Annotated in this window: 16 protein-coding genes; 7 read left to right on the top strand and 9 right to left on the bottom strand. The window is 61.1% G+C overall.

The window, feature by feature from the left end:
- The first annotated feature begins 38 nt into the window (after window positions 1-38).
- The 3 genes from K0H47_RS27340 to K0H47_RS27330 all read left to right on the top strand — a co-directional run bounded on the left by K0H47_RS27340 (window position 39) and on the right by K0H47_RS27330 (window position 5,404).
- Window positions 39-1,463: a gamma-aminobutyraldehyde dehydrogenase gene (locus K0H47_RS27340; protein WP_093201241.1), complete on the top strand. Its 1,425-nt coding sequence runs from the start codon at window positions 39-41 to the stop codon at window positions 1,461-1,463.
- A 91-nt stretch (window positions 1,464-1,554) separates the two neighbouring features.
- Window positions 1,555-3,417 carry an FAD/NAD(P)-binding protein gene (locus K0H47_RS27335; RefSeq protein ID WP_219273920.1) on the top strand — a complete coding sequence of 621 codons (1,863 nt, stop codon included), beginning with the start codon at window positions 1,555-1,557 and terminating at the stop codon, window positions 3,415-3,417.
- Between the two features lie 361 nt (window positions 3,418-3,778).
- A complete protein-coding gene (locus K0H47_RS27330; RefSeq protein ID WP_093201250.1) occupies window positions 3,779-5,404 on the top strand; it encodes a glucan biosynthesis protein D in 1,626 nt (541 codons plus the stop codon).
- 45 nt (window positions 5,405-5,449) lie between these two features.
- Here the strand turns inward: K0H47_RS27330 and K0H47_RS27325 are convergent, their stop codons facing one another.
- The 6 genes from K0H47_RS27325 to K0H47_RS27300 all read right to left on the bottom strand — a co-directional run bounded on the left by K0H47_RS27325 (window position 5,450) and on the right by K0H47_RS27300 (window position 10,631).
- A complete protein-coding gene (locus tag K0H47_RS27325) occupies window positions 5,450-5,635 on the bottom strand; it encodes a hypothetical protein (RefSeq protein WP_063034055.1) in 186 nt (61 codons plus the stop codon).
- Window positions 5,636-5,832: 197 nt separating this feature from the next.
- Window positions 5,833-6,369: a GNAT family N-acetyltransferase gene (locus tag K0H47_RS27320; protein WP_063032957.1), complete on the bottom strand. Its 537-nt coding sequence runs from the start codon at window positions 6,367-6,369 to the stop codon at window positions 5,833-5,835.
- Window positions 6,353-6,853 carry an ATP-binding protein gene (locus K0H47_RS27315; RefSeq protein ID WP_063032958.1) on the bottom strand — a complete coding sequence of 167 codons (501 nt, stop codon included), beginning with the start codon at window positions 6,851-6,853 and terminating at the stop codon, window positions 6,353-6,355. The genes K0H47_RS27320 and K0H47_RS27315 overlap by 17 nt, the downstream gene beginning before the upstream one ends.
- Window positions 6,854-6,934: 81 nt before the next feature.
- Complete coding sequence (locus K0H47_RS27310; RefSeq protein WP_003209564.1) at window positions 6,935-8,041, bottom strand: NADH:flavin oxidoreductase/NADH oxidase; 1,107 nt, start codon at window positions 8,039-8,041, stop codon at window positions 6,935-6,937.
- Between the two features lie 151 nt (window positions 8,042-8,192).
- Window positions 8,193-9,902 carry a single-stranded-DNA-specific exonuclease RecJ gene (recJ, locus tag K0H47_RS27305; RefSeq protein WP_076017504.1) on the bottom strand — a complete coding sequence of 570 codons (1,710 nt, stop codon included), beginning with the start codon at window positions 9,900-9,902 and terminating at the stop codon, window positions 8,193-8,195.
- A 186-nt stretch (window positions 9,903-10,088) separates the two neighbouring features.
- On the bottom strand, window positions 10,089-10,631 hold the full coding sequence (locus K0H47_RS27300; protein ID WP_003209567.1) for a YaeQ family protein: 543 nt from the start codon (window positions 10,629-10,631) through the stop codon (window positions 10,089-10,091).
- Between the two features lie 145 nt (window positions 10,632-10,776).
- Here K0H47_RS27300 and K0H47_RS27295 point away from each other — a divergent pair, with 145 nt between their 5' ends.
- Entirely contained in the window at window positions 10,777-11,976 is a 1,200-nt protein-coding gene (locus K0H47_RS27295; RefSeq protein ID WP_219273919.1) for a CaiB/BaiF CoA-transferase family protein, read from the top strand.
- Window positions 11,976-12,854 (top strand): TIGR02285 family protein, encoded by an 879-nt coding sequence (locus K0H47_RS27290; RefSeq protein WP_219273918.1) that lies wholly within the window; start codon window positions 11,976-11,978, stop codon window positions 12,852-12,854. Before K0H47_RS27295 ends, K0H47_RS27290 begins: the two co-directional genes overlap by 1 nt.
- A gap of 171 nt (window positions 12,855-13,025) precedes the next feature.
- Here K0H47_RS27290 and K0H47_RS27285 read toward each other — a convergent pair whose 3' ends face one another.
- A complete protein-coding gene (locus K0H47_RS27285) occupies window positions 13,026-13,310 on the bottom strand; it encodes a DUF3509 domain-containing protein (RefSeq protein ID WP_017478706.1) in 285 nt (94 codons plus the stop codon).
- Window positions 13,311-13,602: 292 nt separating this feature from the next.
- Here K0H47_RS27285 and K0H47_RS27280 point away from each other — a divergent pair, with 292 nt between their 5' ends.
- Together K0H47_RS27280 and K0H47_RS27275 are read left to right on the top strand one after the other, a co-directional pair.
- Window positions 13,603-13,803: a hypothetical protein gene (locus K0H47_RS27280; protein ID WP_010176820.1), complete on the top strand. Its 201-nt coding sequence runs from the start codon at window positions 13,603-13,605 to the stop codon at window positions 13,801-13,803.
- A gap of 149 nt (window positions 13,804-13,952) precedes the next feature.
- The gene (locus tag K0H47_RS27275; protein ID WP_219273917.1) at window positions 13,953-14,606 is read left to right on the top strand and encodes a response regulator transcription factor; all 654 of its coding nucleotides are present in this window, start codon (window positions 13,953-13,955) and stop codon (window positions 14,604-14,606) included.
- Here the strand turns inward: K0H47_RS27275 and K0H47_RS27270 are convergent.
- Together K0H47_RS27270 and K0H47_RS27265 are read right to left on the bottom strand one after the other, a co-directional pair.
- A complete protein-coding gene (locus tag K0H47_RS27270) occupies window positions 14,575-15,819 on the bottom strand; it encodes an EAL domain-containing protein (RefSeq protein ID WP_219273916.1) in 1,245 nt (414 codons plus the stop codon). The genes K0H47_RS27275 and K0H47_RS27270 overlap by 32 nt on opposite strands.
- 72 nt (window positions 15,820-15,891) lie before the next feature.
- Window positions 15,892-19,473 carry a transporter substrate-binding domain-containing protein gene (locus K0H47_RS27265; RefSeq protein WP_219273915.1) on the bottom strand — a complete coding sequence of 1,194 codons (3,582 nt, stop codon included), beginning with the start codon at window positions 19,471-19,473 and terminating at the stop codon, window positions 15,892-15,894.
- Window positions 19,474-19,491: the final 18 nt, after the last annotated feature.

Below are 19,491 nucleotides of genomic sequence, written 5' to 3'. Positions count from 1 at the left end.
CGGCAGGGGAAACGATGCAGCTTTAAGAGGACTGAACCATGCAAACCAAACTGCTGATCAACGGCCATCTGGTCGAAGGTGAAGGCCCGGCGCAGCCGGTATTCAACCCGGCGTTGGGCCGGGTGCTGGTGGAGATCAAGGAAGCCAGCGAAGCCCAGGTCGACGCCGCCGTGCGCGCCGCCGACAGCGCCTTTGAAGGCTGGTCGCAAACGCCACCGAAGGATCGCTCGCTGCTGCTGTTGAAACTCGCCGACGCTATCGAAGCCCATGGCGAAGAGCTGGCCAAGCTGGAGTCCGACAACTGCGGAAAACCCTACAGCGCTGCGCTGAATGACGAGATCCCGGCGGTGGCCGATGTGTTCCGCTTCTTCGCCGGTGCCAGCCGTTGCATGAGCGGTTCGGCCGGCGGCGAATACCTGCCGGGCCACACCTCGATGATCCGCCGCGACCCGGTGGGCGTCATTGCCTCCATCGCGCCGTGGAACTACCCGCTGATGATGGTCGCCTGGAAAATCGCCCCGGCGTTGGCCGCTGGTAATACCGTGGTGCTCAAGCCGTCGGAACAAACCCCGCTGACCGCGCTGCGCCTGGTGCAACTGGCCGCTGACATTTTTCCGGCCGGTGTACTCAACCTGGTGTTTGGCCGTGGGCCAACCGTTGGCAGCCCGCTGGTGAATCATCCGAAAGTGCGCATGGTGTCGCTGACCGGTTCGATTGCCACCGGCGCCAATATCATTTCCAGCACCGCCGACAGCGTCAAACGCATGCACATGGAGCTGGGCGGCAAGGCGCCGGTGATCATCTTCAACGACGCCGATATCGACGCGGCCGTGGAAGGCATCCGTACCTTCGGTTTCTACAACGCCGGCCAGGATTGCACCGCTGCGTGTCGGATTTATGCACAGGCCGATATCTACGATGCGTTTGTCGAGAAGCTCGGCGCGGCAGTGGCCAGCATCAAATACGGTTTGCAGGATGATCCGGACACCGAACTGGGCCCGCTGATCACCGCGCAGCATCGCGACCGGGTGGCCGGGTTTGTGGAGCGTGCCGTGGCGCAATCCCATATCCGCCTGATCACCGGTGGCAAGGCGGTGGAAGGCAACGGGTTCTTCTTTGAGCCCACCGTGCTGGCCGACGCGCAGCAGGACGACGAGATCGTGCGCCGCGAAGTGTTCGGGCCGGTGGTGTCGGTGACCAAGTTCAACGACGAGGCCCAGGTATTGGCCTGGGCCAATGATTCGGACTACGGCCTGGCGTCGTCGGTCTGGACCGCCGATGTCGGCCGCGCCCACCGCCTGGCTGCGCGCTTGCAGTACGGCTGCACCTGGGTCAACACCCACTTCATGCTGGTCAGCGAAATGCCTCATGGCGGTCAGAAACTGTCCGGCTACGGTAAAGACATGTCCATGTACGGCCTGGAGGACTACACCACCGTTCGCCATGTGATGTTCAAGCACTGACCCTTTCCCCCTGTCGAAGCGAGCTCCCTCGCCACAACGGCCCGCTCCCACAGGGGGTCTCCTAATAACAATAAATAATTCGTAGGTTCCCATGGACATCACCCGCCGCGACTTCCTCAACGGCGTCGCCATCACGATTGCCGCCGGCATGACCCCGCTGCAAATCCTCCAGGCCGCTCCCGATGGCCGCTACTACCCGCCCGCCCTCACCGGCTTGCGCGGCAGCCATGTCGGCTCATTCGAAGTCGCCCACCAGATGGGCTGGGAAAAGAAGGCCTTCGACACCGATAAATTGCCGATCACCGAAGACTACGACCTGGTGGTGGTCGGCGGTGGCTTGAGCGGTTTGTCAGCAGCATGGTTCTACCGTGAGAAGCACCCGAAGGCGAAGATCCTGATCCTGGAGAACCACGACGACTTCGGCGGGCATGCCAAGCGCAATGAATTCCAGGCCGGTGGCCGGCTGATCATCGGCTACGGCGGCAGCGAAGCGTTCCAATCGCCCAATCATCTTTACAGCAAGGAAGTAAACGGGCTGTTGAAGAAACTCGGGGTGAACATCAAGCGCTTCGAGACGGCCTTTGACCGCCAGTTCTACCCGGGGCTGGGTTTATCCCGCGGGGTGTTCTTCGACAAGGAAAACTTTGGAGAAGACAAACTGGTCACCGGCGACCCGACGCCAATGGTGGCCGACGACATCGCCCCGGACCAATTGCACGCCCGCTCCATCAGCGACTTCATCAATGATTTCCCGCTACCGGAAGCGGACCGCCAGGCATTGATCGCCCTGCACGTCTCGCCCAAGGATTACCTGCCGGGCAAGTCCGCCGAAGAAAAAGCCGAGTATCTGGCGGCCACCAGCTACCGCGACTTCCTGCTCAAGGACGTGGGCTTGTCGGAAGGCGCGGTGAAGTACTTCCAGAGCCGCACCAACGACTTCATGGCCTTGAGTATTGATGCCGTTGCATCGGCGGATGCCTACAGCGTGGGTTTCCCGGGCTTTGGCGGCATGAACCTCGCGCCTATCAGCGAAGAAGCCGCCGCAGAAATGGAAGAGCCTTACATCTACCACTTCCCCGACGGCAACGCGTCCCTCGCTCGGTTGCTGGTGCGCAGCCTGATTCCGGCCGTGGCGCCCGGGCACACCATGGATGGCATCGTGCTGGCGCCGTTTGACTACGCCAAGCTCGATCAGCCCAAGACGCCGGTACGGGTGCGCCTCAACAGCACGGCGGTCAGTGTGCGTAACGTCGGCGACGGCGTGCATATCGGCTACAGCCGTGGCGGCCAACTCGCACAGGTCCGCGGCAAACGCTGCATCCTGGCCTGCTACAACATGATGATCCCGTACCTGCTGCGGGACCTGCCGGCGGAACAAGCCCAGGCCCTGAGCCAGAACGTGAAGTACCCGCTGGTCTACACCAAAGTGGTGGTGCGCAACTGGACGTCGTTCCAGAAGCTGGGGGTGCATGAGATTTATGCGGCGACCCAGCCTTACAGCCGGATCAAGCTCGACTACCCGGTGAGCATGGGCGGCTACGAGCACCCACGCGACCCGACGCAGCCGATTGGTTTGCACATGGTCTACGTGCCCACCAGCCCCAATAGCGGCATGAACGGCCGCGACCAGGCCCGCGCCGGCCGGGGCAAGTTGTATGGGCAGACCTTTGAACAACTGGAAGCGCAACTGCGGGACCAGCTGCAGCGCATGCTCGGCCCGGGCGGTTTCAACCACCAGACCGACATTCTGGCGATCACTGTCAACCGTTGGTCACACGGCTATGCGACCTTCTCCAACAGCTTGTTTGACGATGCCGATGAAAGCGAAAAACTGAAGGACCTGGCGCGTAAACCGCTGGGGCATGTGAGCATCGCCAACTCGGATGCGGCGTGGAGTGCGTATGCCCATGCGGCGATTGATGAGGCGTATCGGGCGGTTGGAGAAGTGGGCTAATCCCGGTTTTCCTGAAGAAAGAGGTTGTTGTGGAGAGGGAGCTTGCTCCCGCTGGGCTGCGCAGCAGCCCCAAACCAGGCGATCGAGATATTCCTGAAAGATTTCGATCGCCTGAGCCGGGGTCGCTTCGCGACCCAACGGGAGCAAGCTCCCTCACCACACGGCTCCCACAGAAACGTCTTGTTTCACATGCAACGCCATCAACCCGCCATCAATCATTTTTCCTTCCGCACCGAACCGCTTAAGCTATTTGGCATCTGTTTAATGTCCGTTGCGTTTGGCCGAAGGCATGTCCGAACCGTTTTCCTTGATCCAGCACGTGCCAGGAACGGCGCGGGATTGTTCACGACAGGTTGTATTTATGCACCGCAGGAATTTGCTCAAAGCGTCCATGGCCATTGCGGCTTACACCGGTCTGTCGGCCAGTGGCCTGCTGGCCGCCCAAGCCTGGGCGGGCAATCGCGCCGCTGATGGCGAGGCCCAGGCCTTTGATTTCGAGGCGCTGAAGATCCAGGCCAAGCAGTTGGCCGGCAATCGCTATCAGGACACCAAGCAGGTATTGCCGCCGACCCTGGCGACCATGACCCCACAGAACTTCAATGCCATCGGCTACGACGGCAAGCATTCGCTGTGGAAAGAATTGAACGGCCAGTTGGACGTGCAGTTCTTCCACGTCGGCATGGGTTTCAAGACGCCGGTGCGCATGTACAGCGTCGACCCGAAAACCCGCCAGGCCCGCGAGGTGCACTTCCGCCCTTCGCTGTTCAACTATGAAAAAACCACGGTAGACACCAAGCAGCTGACCGGCGACCTGGGTTTCTCCGGCTTCAAGCTGTTCAAGGCCCCGGAACTGGACCGCCATGACGTGCTGTCCTTCCTCGGCGCCAGCTACTTCCGCGCGGTGGATTCCACCGGCCAGTACGGCCTTTCCGCACGCGGCCTGGCCATCGATACCTACGCGAAGAAGCGCGAGGAATTCCCCGACTTCACCAAGTTCTGGTTCGAAACCCCGGACAAGGACAGCACCCGCTTCGTGGTCTACGCCCTGCTGGATTCACCAAGCGCCACCGGTGCCTACCGCTTCGATATCGACTGCCAGGCCAACCAGGTGGTGATGGGCATCGACGCCCACATCAACGCACGCACCGCCATCGAGCAACTGGGCATCGCGCCGATGACCAGCATGTTCAGCTGCGGCACGGTTGAGCGGCGGATGTGCGACACCATCCACCCACAGATCCACGATTCGGATCGCCTGGCCATGTGGCGCGGCAATGGCGAGTGGATCTGCCGCCCGCTGAACAACCCGGCCACCCTGCAATTCAACGCGTTTGCCGACAAAGACCCGAAAGGCTTCGGCCTGGTGCAGACCGACCATGAGTTCGCCAGCTACCAGGACACCGTGGACTGGTACAGCAAGCGTCCAAGCCTGTGGGTAGAACCTACAACTGCGTGGGGCGAAGGCTCTATCGACCTGCTGGAAATTCCTACAACCGGCGAGACCCTGGACAACATCGTGGCCTTCTGGACCCCGAAGAAACCCGTGGCAGCCGGCGAATCCCTGAACTACGGCTACAAGCTGTACTGGAGCGCCCTGCCGCCGGTCAGCACGCCACTGGCGCAGGTCAACGCCACCCGTTCGGGCATGGGCGGTTTTACCGAAGGTTGGGCACCGGGGGAGCATTACCCTGAAGTCTGGGCGCGGCGCTTTGCGGTGGACTTCAACGGCGGCGGGCTGGATCGTCTGCCTGAAGGCACCGGGATCGAACCGGTGGTGACGTGCTCCCATGGTGAGGTCAAAGACTTCAGCGTGTTGGTGCTGGATGCAATCAAGGGTTATCGAATCCTGTTTGATTGGTACCCCACCAGCGACAGTGTCGAGCCGGTTGAACTGCGGCTGTTCATCCGCACCCAGGACCGCACCTTGAGCGAAACCTGGCTGTACCAGTACTTCCCACCCGCGCCAGACAAGCGCAAGTACACCTGATACCGAATGTTCCCACGCTTGCGTGGGAACATCCCTTCGGCGCTTTCAGAACCGCGAAATACTCTTCATCGCCCCGATCAAGTACCGCATCGCCACCTGATCACTCTCGGTCAGGGCGCGGTACTGTTCCAGCAATTCCGCCTCGTCCGAACTCAACCGCCGGCCACGCAACGCCATGCGTCGGGCCAGAAAGGACGACACAACACCCGCAACACCATAAGACTTGGCCATGGACTGTCTCCTCGTATCAATCAACTGCTCCTGGTTGCCCATAACCTCATCCCGCAGTTCGACCCGCGAGGCTCATCAAGCCGACTTCCTGGGCCAGAAACCAGACTTACTGTAAGCGTAGAAACTATCTTGCCGGACGTGTGATTTTTTTAGAGTAATCACTTAAAAAAATGCTTATAGGGCAGTCACCTACAGCGTTATCCCACAAGTGGCCGGTAGAGGTGGATGTCGTCCGGTTCCTGTTGATACAGCTCAGGATCCGGCTGCTTGAGCAGGTGGCAGCCGTGCCGGAGATAGAACTCCACCGTGTTACGCGACTCGGTGGCCGATACGTAGAGCGCCTCGGCCCCCGCCGTGCGGGCGTGCTCACAGGCCAGGGCAAACAGCTGGCCACCCAGGCCCAGGCCACGGGCACCATGGCTCACATGCAAAAACTTGAGCTGGCGCATGTGCAGGCCCTGATTGTGGATAACCCGGTTGTCCACCACCGCGGCGGCCAGCAACGTTTGGCCGTCGAACACCCCATGCAGCCAGCCGCCGCGCTTCAGGCACGCGTGCAGGGCCACGGCATCCTGCTCGGCTTCGCCCTCAGGCCAGCCTTGCATGTCGTGGTGCTCGGGGTATAGCCGCAACTCACCGTGTTCCACGCGATAGCACTCATCGACCCGTTCGGTGCGGTCAATCAGTGCCAGCAACGGCAGATCTTTTTCGGCCAGGTCACGCTTGATCAACATGCTGTGCGTCCGAGGGGTGATGGTGAACAAGGTTGAAGGCTTCCCCAGGCGTTGGCGCTTCGAAATAGCCGGTGATCAAATCGAACTGGGCATCACTGGTTTCAAACGCGTGGGTACCGGCAGCATTGCGTGCACGCAGGCGTGCCTTGCAGACCTCGTCCGGCACGTCCAGGTAATGCAATTGGTGATCGGCGCCCGCGCCCTCGAACAAAGACCGCATCCAGCGACGGCTGGCCTGGGTATTGGCCGGGAAATCCAGCACCACCGAGACGCCAGCCTTGAGCAGCGAGATGACATGGGCCGTCAACGCATCGCGCAGGTGGCCGGTGCAGCGCACGTAGTCGCCCAGGGCTTGGATCTGTCCGGGATAAAGGCGTGACAGCCACTCATCCTCGCTGATCAATACCGTCTGGGGAGCCTGCGACAACTGCTGGGTCAAGGTCGATTTGCCGGATGCGATTTTGCCGCAGATCAGGTGCAACATGAGTTTCTCCGGTATTGAAGCCAATAAAAAACCCGCCGGTCCAACGGCGGGCTTTCATGTTTACCACGATTGCTGTGCAGATCAATCCCGCAAATCGGACTCATGAATCGGCTGGTCGCGATGTGTGGCCCGCTGATACTGCGCCGGCCAGGTCGCCTTGCGCCCACCGAGGTCGTCGTCGGCATGCAACGGCCAGTACGGGTCACGCAGCAGCTCACGGGCGAGGAAGATGATATCGGCCTGGCACGTGCGCAGGATATGTTCGGCCTGGGCGGGCTCGGTAATCATGCCCACGGTGCCGGTGGCAATCCCCGACTCTTTACGCACACGTTCGGCGAAGCGGGTCTGGTAACCGGGGCCTGTAGGAATTTCCGCATTGGCCGCGGTGCCGCCGGAGGAGACGTCGATCAGGTCGACGCCCAGGTCTTTCAGGCGGCGCGCCAGTTCGACGGTTTCATCCGGGTTCCAGCCGTCTTCGACCCAGTCGGTGGCCGAGACCCGCACAAACAGTGGCAGCTCTTGAGGCCAGGCTTCACGCACCGCCGTGGTCACTTGCAGCACCAGGCGAATGCGGTTTTCGAACGAGCCGCCGTACTGGTCCTGACGCTGGTTGCTCAGGGGCGAAAGAAACTGATGCAGCAGGTAGCCATGGGCTGCGTGGATTTCCGCCACTTTGAAACCGGCGGTCAACGCACGCTTGGCGGCAGCGACGAAGTCAGCGATCACTTGCTGGATCTGCCCTTCGTCCAGTTGCTTGGGTGAAGTGTGCTGCGGATCGAAGGCAATCGGCGAAGGCCCCACCGGCACCCAACCGCCGTCTTCCGGCTTGACGCTGCCATGCTTGCCGATCCATGGCCGATGCGTGCTGGCCTTGCGCCCGGCGTGGGCCAGTTGAATACCCGCCACCGCGCCTTGGGCGTTGATGAAGCGCGTGATGCGTTGCAGGGGTTCGATCTGTTCGTCGTTCCACAGGCCCAGGTCCTGGGCGGTGATGCGGCCATCGGCAGTCACGGCGGTGGCTTCGGTAAAGATCAGCCCGGCGCCACCGACGGCACGGCTGCCGAGGTGCACCAGGTGCCAGTCATTGGCCAGGCCATCGACGCTGGAATACTGGCACATCGGCGAAACGGCGATGCGGTTGAGCAGGGTCAGTTGGCGCAGGGTATAGGGTTCAAGCAGCAGACTCATGGGGCACCTCTTTTATGCAGTGGGCAGGCTCCAGGGTTCTGTTTGAAAGGTCGACGAAAAACCCGTCCCCGGCGGGCTGAAATAAGACAAGGTCACAAGACCGATCACACAGTGCTTAGAGACTAGTCGACAACAGAGGATTGCACAGGGTTCAGCGTGGCTCGATATGCGCGATCATCAGTTGCACGGTTTCCTGGCCACGGAACTCGTTCACGTCGAGCTTGTAGGCCAGTTCCACCCAGCGAATGGTCGGATTGGGCCAGATCTCGCGGTCGATGCCGAAGGCGATGCCATCGAGTTTCACCGAACCGCATTCGCTTTTGAGCACCACTTTCAGGTGCCGCTCGCCGACGACGCGCTGCTCCACCAGTTGGAACACCCCGTGAAACAACGGCTCGGGGAAATGCTGCCCCCACGGCCCGGCATTGCGCAGGGCGCGGGCCAGTTCCAGGTGAAACTCTTCAACCGCCAGGGTGCCGTCGGACAGCAATCGGCCCGTCAGGTCTTCTTCACGCAGTTGGCGGCGCACTTCGGCGTCAAAGGCTTCGGCGAACAGTGGGAAGTTGGCCTCGGGCAATGTCAGCCCCGCCGCCATGGCGTGGCCGCCGTACTTGGCGATCAGCGTTGGGTGCTGGCTGGCCACCACGGCCAGCGCGTCACGGATGTGAAAGCCCGGCACGGAACGCCCGGAGCCCTTGAGCAGGCCATCCCCGGCATCGGCAAAGGCGATGGTCGGGCGGAAGTAGCGCTCTTTCATCCGCGAGGCGAGGATACCGATCACGCCTTGGTGCCATTCCGGGTCGAACAGGCACAAGCCATACGGCATCGATTCCACCGGCAAGTCCTTGAGCTGCGCCAGGGCCTCACGCTGCATGCCTTGCTCGATGGATTTGCGGTCCTGGTTCATGCCGTCCAGCTGCGCGGCCATTTCCCGGGCGGCGGCGAAATCCGAGGTGAGCAGGCATTCGATGCCCAGGCTCATGTCATCCAGGCGACCGGCGGCGTTCAGGCGCGGGCCGAGGATAAACCCGAGGTCGGTGGAGGTGATGCGGGCGTGATCGCGCTTGGCCACTTCGAGGATCGCCTTGATCCCCGGGCGAGCGCGACCGGCACGAATACGCTCCAGGCCTTGATAGACCAGGATGCGGTTGTTGGCGTCCAGCGGGACCACGTCGGCCACGCTGCCCAGGGCCACCAGGTCCAGCAGTTCACCGATGTTCGGCTGCGGCTTGTTCTCGTACCAGCCAAGGCTGCGCAAACGCGCGCGCAGGGCCATCAGCACGTAGAAGATCACGCCTACACCGGCCAACGCCTTGCTGGGAAATTCACAGCCCGGCTGGTTCGGGTTGACGATCGCATCCGCCGCCGGCAGTTCATCGCCGGGCAAGTGGTGGTCGGTAACCAGTACCTTGAGCCCCGCCGCTTTCGCCGCCGCCACGCCTTCGACGCTGGAGATGCCGTTGTCCACGGTGATCAGCAGCTGTGGCTCGCGTTGCAAGGCCACGGCGACGATTTCCGGGGTCAGGCCGTAGCCGTATTCGAAACGGTTGGGCACCAGGTAGTCGACGTGGGCGGCACCCAACAAACGCAGGCCCAGGGTGCCCACGGTGCTGGCGGTGGCGCCATCGGCGTCGAAGTCACCCACGATCAGTATCCGCTGGCGCTGTTCCAGAGCCGTCACCAGCAGGTCCACGGCGGCATCGATGCCCTTGAGCTGCTGATACGGAATCAGCCGGGCCAGGCTTTTATCCAGCTCGGCTTCCGATTGCACCCCGCGTGCGGCGTAGAGACGGGTCAACAACGGTGGCAATTCACCGAGGAATGGCAGGACGGCGGGCAACGGGCGAGGATCGATACGCATGGGGTGACGGAAGCTTCTCTTTAATGTTGAAAATTAGCGGTGATCCCTTGTAGGAGCTGTCGAGCCCCAGCGAGGCTGCAACAGGATCACCTCGGTGTACCTGTCAGACCTCAGCGCCTGCATCGCAGCCTCGCTAACGCTCGACAGCTCCCACACTCGACCAGCATCCAATCAGGTATCGACGTTTCAGCCGCGCTCGCCAGCCAGCCATTCCAGCTGGACTTCGTGCTGGCCACGGTCGTCAGTCACGAAGATCGTGCCTTCGCTGATCATCACGTCCCACTTGATCACCCGGGGCATGTCCTTGGCCAGCACTTCCAGGATTTCCTGGGGTACGGCGGCGATGCTCACGTTTTTCAGGTTCTTCGCCACCGGCACCACTTTGCCTTCCCAGACGCGCAAGCTGCCATAGGCCAGCAAGGTGGTGCGTTCGGTACGGCGGGAACACCAGGTCAGGCGGTCCGCGTCCGGCTGGCCGACTTCGATCCAGTGCAGGACGCGGTCATCCAGGCTTTTTTCCCACAGCGCTGGTTCGTCTACATCTGACAGGCCACGACCAAAAGACAACTGTTCGTTGTAGAAAAGTGCGTAGGCCAGCAAACGCACGGTCATGCGCTCTTCGGTTTCCGAAGGGTGGCGGGCGATGGTCTGCTTGACGCTCTCGTACACCGAACGATCAAGGTCGGTGAGGTTGAGTTCAAACTTGTAGGTCGTGGACGGCTGGGCCATGAACGGACTTCTAGAGACAGGGAAAGGCGGCAAGTCTAACCGATGGCGAGCTGATTCAACGAATCCTGCGCTGCATCATCCTTATCACTGCGCGACTCGCCTATGTTAAAAGGCTCACATCCCTGCCCTGCCCGAAAGGTTCCTCATGTCGTTTACCGCCAAACCACTTGCCGGCCTGAAAGTCATCGAACTTGGCACCTTGATCGCCGGCCCGTTCGCGTCCCGCATCTGTGCCGAGTTCGGCGCCGAGGTGATCAAGGTCGAATCCCCGGATGGCGGCGACCCGCTGCGCAAGTGGCGCAAGCTGTATGAAGGTACGTCGCTGTGGTGGTTTGTGCAGGCGCGCAACAAGAAATCCCTGACCCTGAACCTGAAACACCCGGACGGCCTGGCGATCCTCAAGCAACTGTTGGCGGACGCCGACATTTTGATCGAGAACTTTCGCCCTGGCGTGCTGGAAAAGCTCGGCCTGAGCTGGGAAACCCTGCACGCCCTGAACCCAAAACTGGTGATGGTGCGCCTCTCAGGCTTTGGCCAGACCGGGCCGATGAAGGACCAGCCAGGGTTTGGCGCGGTGGGCGAGTCGATGGGCGGTCTGCGCTACATCACCGGTTTCGAGGACCGCCCGCCGGTGCGCACCGGGATTTCCATCGGGGACTCGATCGCGGCGTTGTGGGCCGTGATCGGGGCGCTGATGGCCCTGCGTCATCGTGAAGTGAATGGCGGGCTCGGCCAGGTGGTGGATGTGGCGCTGTATGAAGCGATCTTCGCGATGATGGAAAGCATGATCCCGGAGTTCGACGTATTTGGCTTTATCCGCGAGCGCACCGGCAACATCATGCCCGGCATCACGCCGTCCTCGATCCACACCAGCCAGGATGGCAAGCATGTGCAGATCGGCGCCAATGGCGATGCGATCTTCAAGCGGTTCATGTCGGCCATTGGTCGGGACGACCTGGCCAATGACCCGGCCCTGGCCAGCAACGATGGCCGCGACAGTCGGCGCGATGAGCTGTATGGCGTGATTGATCGCTGGGTCAACTCACTGCCGCTGGAGCAAGTGGTGGAACAGTTGAACAAGGCCGAAGTACCCGCCAGCCGAATCTACAGCGCCGAAGACATGCTGGGAGACCCGCAGTTTCTCGCCCGCGAGATGTTCCTCAAGGCCCAACTCCCTGGCGGCAAGGACTTCAAGATGCCCGGCATCGTGCCCAAACTGTCGGACACACCGGGCAGTTGTGAGTGGGTCGGACCACAGTTGGGTGAACACAACGCAATGGTGCTCAATGAGTTGGGCTACGACGCGGCCGCCATTACCCGCCTGCGTGAGAATGGCGCGATCTGATGGCGCCGCGCTTCATCATTCGTCTATGCCTCCTGGGTTCACTGCTCGGGGCTTGGCCGCTGTCGAGCCAGGCTCAGGAGACCTTGACCTGGCTGCTGCGTGACCTGCCGCCCGTGACCATTTTCGACGGCCCGCAAAAGGGCCAGGGTGCCCTCGACCAACTGCTGCCGATACTCGCCGAGCATATGCCGGAGTATCGACACAGGATCCTCCACGTGAACCGCGCCCGCGGTATGCAAATGCTCCGCGACCCAGACACGCTGACGTGCGACCCGTCCCTGCTGCGGACAGCAGAACGCGCCAAAACCGTTGTATTTTCCGCCCAGGCCTTTGCGACGGTGAGCAATGGGGTGACCGTCCGCCAAAGTCAGCAGGCAGCGCTGGCGCCGTTTGTGGTGGATGGAATGTTTGACCTGGAGGCGTTTTTGAATGCCCGGGATGCGCGCCTTGGCATCATCGCCGAACGCAGTTATGGCGCCCTTATCGATGAAGCGCTCAAGCACGCCAGTGTTCACAAACTGGCACCGCACTACGGCAATGACGCCCTCGGCAGCCTGCTGCAAATGCAGCGAAAGGGGCGGCTGGAGGCGGTGTTGGGTTACTGGACAGAAGTTCGCTATCAGGCCCTGCAACAGGGCATCGATCCCCAGGACCTGATCTTTTATCCCATCAAGGGCACCCCGCCCTATCAACTGACCCATATCGGCTGCACGGATACCGCGGCAGGACGTGAGGCTATCGAGCGGATCAATCAGGTACTGCGCAAAATCCCGCAGGAGCAACTGCGGCAGTCCTACGCCTCTTGGCTCGACCCGGTCATGCGTGATCAATACCTGCAAGACAACCCGACGTTTTTCCAGGAGGCCCCCGGCCCATGACAAATCGCGGGCAAAAAGAAACCCCGAGCAGTGGGGAGACAACTCGGGGTTAATAAGGGCCTAAAAAGACCAGTAACAACGAGCCACAAGCACCGGAGCACAATGCTTGATCTCGCTGTTACAAAATCTGACTCGCCTTACCGTAGGAAGGTTCCCAACAAAAATAAATCTTCATGCACAGGCATTCGGCCGAGTCAGGGCCGCATTGCGCAGGGCCGCCATGACCGAGGGTTCCAGGCGTCCTTCGGCGATCATCAGGTCGCGGTGCAAGCAGTCCACCACATCCACCAATGCACGCTTGTCGGTCAATTGCGCCTGGTCGACTTCACGTTCGACCACGATGGCACCGGCCGGATTCTTTACGGTTACCAGGCATTCGCCCTGCACACCCGAGGTGGTCAGCGTGACCTGATAAGGGCTCAGTGCTTCACCGAGCAATAGGCTGATACTTTCCATCTCGATCACCACTCAATAGTTCGGGAACAATCGTGTAAACGGGAGCTGCATCTATCCTAAGTGACTATTTGTGTCGTAGGAAAGTTCGCTTTTTCGTCTTTCAAGGGTTGCCGGGGATGACGTGTCCAGCATGCGCTTGCAACATGACAACCAAAAAACGGCAGCACATAACTGCTTACTCAATGAGTTGCCGTTTTGGCGCTGATGCCGAGGGTGAATCCTATACTCGGTGAGTACGGGTCACGCTGCCACACAGGCCTATCAAAAGCCCCCATTTCGAAGGATGACGACCATGCTGGAACACAACAAAGAGCAGGCTGTACTAGAGAAAATCCACGCTGACATATCACGAATTTATGCCGAACAACGCAAGCTCAACGCAGAATCCCACAAGATAACCCGTGAGAATTTCTGGTACCCCGTGGGTATCGCCATAGGCTTCTTCACGGCTGTCGGGACCGTCATGGCAATCGCGCAAAAGCTACTCGCGTAAACGCCCCCTACGACCAGGGCTGCCTGAAACGCAACCGCCGCTAACGCAAGGAAGGGAAAGCGGCGTTGTTTTGCCGATCGTTAAAACGCCACTCCGGCCATCCCTCCCATTAACAGGCTAGAATCCCCAAATTACCCCGGGAGCCTGTATTGAAAGAAGCGTCTGATAAGCCATTGCGCATCGTACTCGCCGACGACCATCCGATTTTTCTCATCGGTCTGCGGGCGGTCCTGGAACGTGACGAACGGCTGACCATCGTCGGTGAAGCCAATTCACCCCAGGCACTTGCCGAGCTACTGCAACACTGCCCCTGTGACGTACTGGTCACCGACTTCATGATGCCCGCCGAGCCCCAGGCCGACGGTTTGCGCCTGATTGAACAACTGCGCCGGCATCACCCGGCCCTGCCCATTGTGGTGGTGACCATGCTGAACAACGCTGGCCTGTTCCACGCCATCCTGGAGTTGGGCGTCATGGGCCTGCTGAGCAAGGCCAGTCTCGCGGACGAATTGCCTGAAGCGATCCGCCAGGTACGCCTGCAGCGACGTTACGTGGCCCAGACCATCAGCCAGTCACTGAACCTGGCAGGTGTCGATCGCGTGTACTCCCAGGATCAACTGTCACCCCGTGAACTGGAAGTCATTCGCCTGTTGGCCGGAGGCTTGACGGTAGGCGAGATCGCCGCGAATCTTCATCGCAGCAAGCAGACCGTCAGCGCGCAAAAAGTCAGCGCCATGCGCAAGCTGGGCCTGAGCAACGACGCGGCGTTATTTATCTATGTGCAGGAACACGGGCTGGCCTAGCCTGAAACGCGATCCACTGTTTCAGTGCCTCGGCATCCATGGGCCGGGCGATAAAACAGCCTTGCAACCACGCAGCCCCCAACTCACTCACCGCGTGATAATCGGCGGCACTTTCAACCCCGGTCACCACCACCCCCACACCCAGTCGCCCCGCCATACTCATGGCGCCGGCAACCACTGCTGCCTTGCGATCGTCCCTGGCCATGCCGCTGGCAAACGCCGGCGGGATCTTCAATTCGCTGAAGGGTAATTCCAGCAAGCGTTGCAGGCTGGTGCCACCCACGCCGAAATCACCAATGGACAGCTTGCACCCCATCATCCGCAAACGCAGCAAGCCGGTGACGTGGGCGCTGTCGGTGTTCAAGCGCGAGGTTTCCACCAGTTCGAGGGTCAGGCCGTGAGCGGGCACGCCGTGAAGTTGCAGCAAGCCTTGCAGCACTTGGGGAAAGTGCGCGCGCTCCAGCATTCGCCCTGGGATATTCACCGCCACCGGCAGCGCCTGGCCGGTCTCGCGCATGACGTGTGCCGCCAGGCCCAGCGCTTGCTCCAACACGTGCCAGGTAAACGCCTCTTCCATTCCGGCAAACTCCAGCACCGGTAGAAACTCATCAGGCAACAGCAGCCCGCCTTCAGGAAGCTGCCAGCGCGCCAGCGCTTCAACACCTTGCAACGCACCGGCCTGGCTGACGATGGGCTGATACCAGACCGTGCCACAGCGTGCGATAACCGCCTGGCTCAGATCGGCTGAAGGTGGCAACACCTCGATTTCGCTCAAACCCAGCAACTGGCGCACCTGCTCCCAGGACATCGCCGCCGGCCCGGGCCGCAGGCGTTCCTGGCACGCCGTCAGGACTTGCCCGATCAACGTTGCCGATGCGGGCTTGGGCAAGCAGCCGAGCACGTTGAGCCCCAACTGCCGCGCCATGTTCGCCACGCCCTCCAACACCTCGGGCTCGGCATTGCTCAACAAGATCAACACCTGAGCCTGGCGACGTTCAGCCAGTTCGCGGATCAGCTCCAGGCCATCGCCCTGCTCCAGGTACAGATCGCAAATCGCAATGTCCACCGCGCCCTTGCTCTCCAGTGACTGCCGAGCGGCGTCAACCGTTTCGGCAGTGCGTACATTGAATACGCCGTTGGCATTGAGCATCTGATGCAGGGCCATCAATTGGAACGGGTTATCTTCGAGGATCAGGACTTTGAGGGAACGCATGAAAACTTTACCGGGGACAAGCGAGGGTGCGCAGACTAGTAAAAACCCCGCGCATTCCCCATAGGACATGTCTTATTCGGACCGATCCAGATAGGTATCAAGCTCGCGCTGGAACTCGACCAATGCCTCGCGCAGCGCTAACCAATGCATTTCAACCTCAGCGTTGCGCTGTTCCCGAAGACAGCCTTCCAGCGCCACACAGGCCTTGGCCAGCGGCAACGCATCCACCAGGCAGCAAATGCCCTTCAGGCGGTGCAGCGAAGCGGCCAGCCGGGCCTGGTCGTGGTCCGTCATAGCGGCGACCATCAAGTTATGTTCCTGCTCAAGGCTCCTCGCCAGTTCCTCCAACATCCGCAGCAAAACCGGCCCGTCGGCCTGGGTCATGGTGCGCAAGGTTTCGATACTGAAAGAGCGCGCAGGCGCCACCCGGGCGAGCACGCGCGTCCAGTGTTCAAGGGTCACGGGCTTGACCAGCAGTTCATCCATTCCCGCCTCCCGGCAACGCTGCTGTTCATCATCCAGGGCATTGGCCGTGCAACCTACCAACGCCAGGCGTGGCCGTTGCTCCTGGGTTTCAAGCCGACGGATGGCCTCGCTCAAGGCGTAGCCGGACATGCCCGGCATGTTGCAATCGGTGACCAGGACATCAAACACCTCATGGCGCCAACGCTGCAAGGCCGCCTCCGCCGAGTCGACGGCCACCACCTGATGGCCGAGGAACTGTAACTGCTGAGCCAGTACCAAACGGTTGGCCGGCAGGTCATCCACCACCAGCACCGACAGGCTGCGGCCGGCGACGGGCAACAACACCGCAGGTGCCGCCGGCACGTCGTCGCTGCTGACCCGGTCCAGGTACAGCTCGATGCACACCACCGTGCCCTGTCCCACAACACTGCTCAAGGTGATGCTGCCGCCCATCAACTCCACCAGTTGCTGACAGATGCTCAAGCCCAGCCCCGTGCCACCGTGCTCGGCAGCCGTCATTGCACTGACCTGGATAAACGGTTTGAACACCCGCGCCTGCTGCTCGATGCTGATACCCAGGCCGCTGTCCTCCACGCAGATGTGCAAGTATTCAGCTCCCGCCTGGTCGAGCTTGCGCGCGACACTGACCCGAACCTCGCCGTGCTGGGTGAATTTAATCGCATTGCCCAACAGGTTATGGATCACCTGGCGCAGGCGCAGCGGGTCGAACCAGTAGTGCCCTTGCGCCGCCGGATCGAAGGCGAGGGTCAAGTGCAGGCCTTTTTTCTGCGCCATGGCTTCAAACAGCCGCTGTATGCCCTCAAAGAACGCTTTCAAGTCAGTGGTCTGCGGCGCCAGTTGCAGATAACCGGCTTCAATCTTCGCCAGGTCCAGGCTGTCACCCATCAGGGCAATCAACTCACGTGCCGAGCGATGGGCTACCCGCAGCGCTTCAGACACCGGATTGCCTTCGGCCAGGGCACGCTCTTGCTCCAACTCAAGCAGGCCGATGATGGCGGTCATCGGCGTGCGAATCTCGTGGCTCAGGGTCGAGAGAAAGGCGCTTTTGGCGTAGTTCGCTTCATCAGCAGCCTGGCGCGCATCCATCAGTTGGTGCTCCAGGACCTTGCGCTCGTTGATGTCGATCCAGCCACCGAGCAACCCTTGCAATTGGCCCTTGGCGTCAAAGAACGGCACCGTCCACTGATAGACATGAAACGCCCCGCCGTTGAACTCCAGTTGCCGATCGACGAACAGCGACTGCTGGGTCGCCAACTGTTCCATATGGCCGGCGTGCAGGCGCGCAGCCGTTGCGTCAGGCATCAATCCGCTTTCCATCAGCGTCAGGCCCTGGATGTGCTCACGCCGGGTGTTCAACTGTTGTTCATAGCGGGTGTTGCAGGTCACCAGGCGTCCTTCCAGATCACGGACAAACACCGGGTTGGGCATGCCATCCAGCAACGCGCGTTTAAATGCCAACTGGTCGTTGAGCCGTTGCTCGGCCTGCAGGCGCTGGCGAATCTGGCGCTTGAGGCGGCTGTTCCAGGCCAGGGACACCAGCACAAACAGCAACGCCATGGCGACCGTCCAATAGGCCCATGGCGGCACGCGCTGCCAGGCCGGCACCGGGACCGGCACGGTACCCAGCCAACGCAAGCGCAAAGCACTCAACTCCGCGACCGGCAGCGCTTCCAGTGCCTTGTTCAAAATGCTCAACAGTTCCGGTTGGTCCTTGCGCACCGACAGGCTGTTGGCCGACCACTTGCCCTCGACACTGCGACCAATGCGCAGCTCATCGGCCGGGTAACTCTGAACTTCCACTTCACTTTGGATCGTCGCCGCCGCGCGGCCCTGCGTTACCAGCTCACGGGCCTGGGCATAGTTATCCACCGGGTGCAGCTTGATCCCGGGGTGCTCGCGACGAATGTACCCCTCCAGGACATGGCGTGCCGGCAGCGCCAGGACCTTGCCTGACAGCTCGCTCAAACTGGCCACTGGCGGTGCGTCCGCACGTTGGATAAACACCCAGCCGGAACCCCCAAAACCATGGCTGAAATTCAGGAATGCCTTGCGCTCCTGATTTTCGGCCAACGTGGTGTTCATATCCGCCCTGCCCGTTTCCAGCAACGCCAGGGTTTGCGCCGTGGAAGACACTTCCTCCATGACGAACTGCAAGCCGGTCATGCGTGAAATGCGGTTGAGCAGGTCCACATTCAGCCCTACCCATTGGCCGTCCTTGTCCTTGAATACATAGGGCGAGAGTTGTTGGGATGCCACCACCACATGGGGATGCTGGAGCACCCAGGCCCGCTCCTGGGCCGACAAGGCGATGCGCTCGGCGGCAATGCCGACGCCCAGGCCGGTGGTCCAGCGCGCGAGGATCTCCCGCCGCACGGAGTCATCGATGCTCGCCAGCGCCTGGTCCATCATCGTCCCCAGCAGCGGGTCGGCCTCCCGTGTGGCAAAGGCGAAACCGATGGGTGCCAGCCGGCTTTCCACCTTGATCTGCAAGCCCAGGTAGGGCCGCAAAGACTTGTAGGCGCGCACGATCACTTCGTTGCCGATAAACGCATCGGCATCACCTTGCTTCAGCGCTTCCAGGCCGCTGTAGAGATTCGGTGCCAGCATGATGTGGCTGCCGGGATATGCGAGATGGACGTTCTTGACGTTGGCGTAGCCGTCCAGCAACACCAGCTTCTTGTCCTTGAGGTCTTCGTTCTGGGTGGTGTCATCCCGGCGCACAACCACCACCGAACGATCCGGCATGTAGTCTTCGGTAAAGCGCAGCCCCGATACGTCGCGCTCATAACCGTTGGCACTGGTGAGAATATCGATGGTGCCGTTACGCAAGGCTTCCACCGCCTGCGCCCGCTCGGCGAAGCCCAGGACTTGCATCGGTGCATTCAGGCGCGCGCCGATCAGGCTGAGATAATCGGCGCTGATGCCCTGGTAGCGATTGCGGTCGCGGGTGATATCAATTGGCTGATAGTCATCAATCGAGATGCCCACCTTCAACGGTCGATGCGCCGCCAGCCATTGCTGCTCGCTGGCCGTCAGGGGCATGGGCTCCAGGGCAATGAACGCCGGTACCAGCTTGAACGGCAGGCTGACAGCCGCGAGGCTTGCCGAACCCTGCACAAGCAACAGCACACCTGCCAGCCACACACACGCGCGGGTCGATAAATACACCGGTTGGGTTTCCTTGAT

This window comes from Pseudomonas sp. Xaverov 83 (genome assembly GCF_019352905.1).
Taxonomy (GTDB): domain Bacteria; phylum Pseudomonadota; class Gammaproteobacteria; order Pseudomonadales; family Pseudomonadaceae; genus Aquipseudomonas; species Aquipseudomonas yamanorum.
This window is presented reverse-complemented; position numbering and strand designations above follow the sequence as displayed.